Source organism: Nocardiopsis lucentensis DSM 44048, assembly GCF_000341125.1.
In the GTDB taxonomy this organism is placed as follows: domain Bacteria; phylum Actinomycetota; class Actinomycetes; order Streptosporangiales; family Streptosporangiaceae; genus Nocardiopsis; species Nocardiopsis lucentensis.
This window is the reverse complement of sequence record NZ_ANBC01000561.1, coordinates 1-2805: the sequence shown is the minus strand read 5'-3', so window position 1 is coordinate 2805 and position 2805 is coordinate 1. Positions and strand designations below refer to the sequence as shown.

Sequence of the window (2805 nt, the reverse complement as noted above, 5' to 3'; positions counted from 1 at the left end):
CGCCGCCCTGCGTACGGTGGCCCGCCTCGACGGCACGCCCTTCCCGTCCTCGGCGGCGATGGTCACCCGCTGGCTGCGTGGGCGGGTCCCGCTGGGCCGCCGTGCCCGCGAACGCGACCTGGAGACCACCTACTGCGCGGAGGTCATGGGGCTGACCTACGAGGCGATGGGGCTGCTGCCGCGCGGGCACCGCCCCGGGTACTACGCCCCGGGACGGTTCTGGAGCGGCGCCACCCTCCGGTTGACGGGCGGGGCGACCCTGGGCGGCGAGATCCGCGTTATTCTGCCCGAATCGTGACCGGCCGAGCCGAGCGCGGACACGGAGTCTCCTCTTGACAGCGACGCCCTGAACTGACATTTTTCACACTCTTCACACGAACCCCGCCAGGCACGAACGAAACCGGCTGTGGCCCCCACGCACCGCGAGGTTTTCGCTACGGACCGGCTGGGCACCGGCCCGGTGTGACGCCTGGCGCCTGAGGGGGAACATGCACGAGCGGACCATCGACCCCACCGAGGTCGCCGAATCGGAGTTGGCCACCCACCGGGGCACGTTCCGTGCCCTGGCCTTCCGTGACCCCGTCGACGGGCAGGAACACCTGGCGCTGACCCATGGCCCCCTGGGCGACGGTGAGGAGGTGCTGGTCAGGCTGCACTCGGAGTGCGTCACCGGTGACGCGCTCGGCGCGCTGCGGTGCGAGTGCGGCGACCAGCTGAACGCGGCCCTGGACGCGATCGTCGAACGGGGTCGGGGCGTGCTCATCTACCTGCGCGGCCACGAGGGTCGGGGGATCGGCCTGCTGGAGAAGGTGCGCACGCTCGCCCTCCAGGACGAACGCGGCCTGGACACGGTCGACTCGGCCACGGTGCTCGGCCTCCCGGTGGACGCCCGCTCCTACGGCCCGGCGGCGCGCGTCCTGCGGCACCTGGAGGTGCGGTCGGTGCGGCTGCTGTCGAACAACCCCGCCAAGGGCAAGGCCCTGGAGGACCACGGGGTCAAGGTCGTCGCGCGCGTGCCGCTGCTCTCGCCCGCGCGTGCGGAGAACATCGCCTACCTGACCGCCAAGCGCGATCGCATGGGGCACGACCTGCCGCACCTGGGCGAAGGCGGCCCGGGGAGCGGCCGTGCGTGAGCCCGTGCACCGCCAGGTGGCGGCGGCCGTCCTCGGCCAGGCGGTCCTGCTCGGCGGGCTGGCGGCCACCGTGGGCCTGGGGCCGCGGGGCTGGTACGCGGGAGGCGTGTACGCCGTGGCGGGAGCGGCCGTGCTGCTGTGGGCGGCACGACGGTCGGGGCGCCGTTCGCTGGGGTCGGCCGACCGGATCACGTTGGTGCGCGCGCTCCTGACCGGGGGAGTGCTGGCGCTGGCGGTCGACGGCGGCCCGGTGTGGGCGTTGGTGGGGCTGGCGTCGCTGGCTCTGGTGCTCGACCTGGTCGACGGCGCGGTCGCCCGCGGCAGCGGCACGGAGTCGGACTTCGGCGCGGCCTTCGACATGGAGACGGACGCCCTGCTGATCATGGTGTTGAGCGCCTTCGTGTCCCTGTCCCTGGGTGCGTGGGTGCTGGCCATCGGGCTGATGCGGTACGTGTTCGGCGCGGCGGCACTGGTCGCGCCGTGGTTGCGGGCCCCGTTGCCGCCGAGCCGGGCCCGCAAGGTGGTGGCGGCGCTCCAGGGGGTGGCCCTGGCGGTCGCGGCCTCGGGGGTGCTCCCGTCGGCCGCCTCGACGGCCCTGGTGGGGGTGGCGCTGGCGGCTCTGGTCTGGTCGTTCGGACGCGACGTCCTGGGCCTGTGGGGCGCGCGGCCCCGCCGTGCGCGGGCGTCGGCGTCGCAGCGGACGTGACCGTGTGAGGGACACTGTGGCGGCGGGGCCGTGGCGGGAAAGGCTCCGGTGGCGTCTTCCGCAGGGATCGGACCGGATGAGACGAGGAGGAGGCGCGTGAGCGATCGGGCGCGTGCGTTCTGGGTGACGGCCCCCGGCCGGGGCGAGGTGCGTGAAATCCCCCTGGCCGCGCCGGACGACGGGGAGGTCCTGGTGCGCACCCTGTTCTCCGGGGTGAGCCGCGGCACCGAGGCGCTGGTGTTCCGGGGCGGGGTGCCGCCCGGCCAGCGCGCGGCGATGCGCGCCCCCTTCCAGGAGGGAGACTTCCCCGGTCCGGTCAAGTACGGGTACCTGAACGTCGGCGTGGTCGAGGAGGGACCGGCCGAGCTGGTGGGACGCACGGTCTTCAGCCTGTACCCGCACCAGACGCGGTTCGTTGTCCCGGCCTCGGCCGTCCGTCCGGTGCCCGACGGGGTGCCGCCCGGGCGCGCGGTGCTGGCGGGGACGGTGGAGACGGCGGTCAACGCCCTGTGGGACGCGCGTCCGCTGGTGGGGGATCATGTGGCGGTGGTCGGGGCGGGGATGGTGGGATGCTGTCTGGCCCGGCTGCTGCGCGGGATCCCCGGCACACGTGTGCAGCTGGTGGACACCGATCCCGCGCGCGCCGCGACCGCCGACCGGCTCGGTGTCGGGTTCGCCGTGCCCGCGACGGCGTTCGATGGCTGTGACCTGGTCTTCCACACCAGCGCCAGCGGCGCCGGGCTGGCCCGGGCACTGGAACTGGTCGCGACCGAGGGCGAGGTGGTCGAGCTGAGCTGGTACGGCGACCGCGAGGTGAGCGTTCCGCTGGGCGGGGACTTCCACTCCCGGCGGCTGACCGTGCGCGCCAGCCAGGTCGGGGCCGTCTCCCCCTCCCGGCGCGGACGGTACGGCCACGGTGACCGGCTCGACCTGGCACTGCGGCTGCTCGACGATCCCGCCTTCGAC

3 protein-coding genes and 1 pseudogene are annotated in these 2805 nt (G+C 74.4%); all 4 read left to right on the top strand.

The annotated features are described in order from the left end of the window. Window positions 1-298 (top strand): annotated as a pseudogene (locus tag D471_RS0119305) (hypothetical protein); the annotation flags it as partial. A 190-nt stretch (window positions 299-488) separates the two neighbouring features. Then, window positions 489-1133 (top strand): GTP cyclohydrolase II, encoded by a 645-nt coding sequence (locus D471_RS0119300; protein ID WP_017600124.1) that lies wholly within the window; start codon window positions 489-491, stop codon window positions 1131-1133. Then, on the top strand, window positions 1126-1839 hold the full coding sequence (locus tag D471_RS0119295) for a CDP-alcohol phosphatidyltransferase family protein (protein WP_017600123.1): 714 nt from the start codon (window positions 1126-1128) through the stop codon (window positions 1837-1839). Before D471_RS0119300 ends, D471_RS0119295 begins: the two co-directional genes overlap by 8 nt. A 96-nt stretch (window positions 1840-1935) precedes the next feature. Beyond that, a partial coding sequence (locus D471_RS0119290) for a zinc-dependent alcohol dehydrogenase (RefSeq protein ID WP_017600122.1) occupies window positions 1936-2805 on the top strand: 870 nt, incomplete at its 3' end.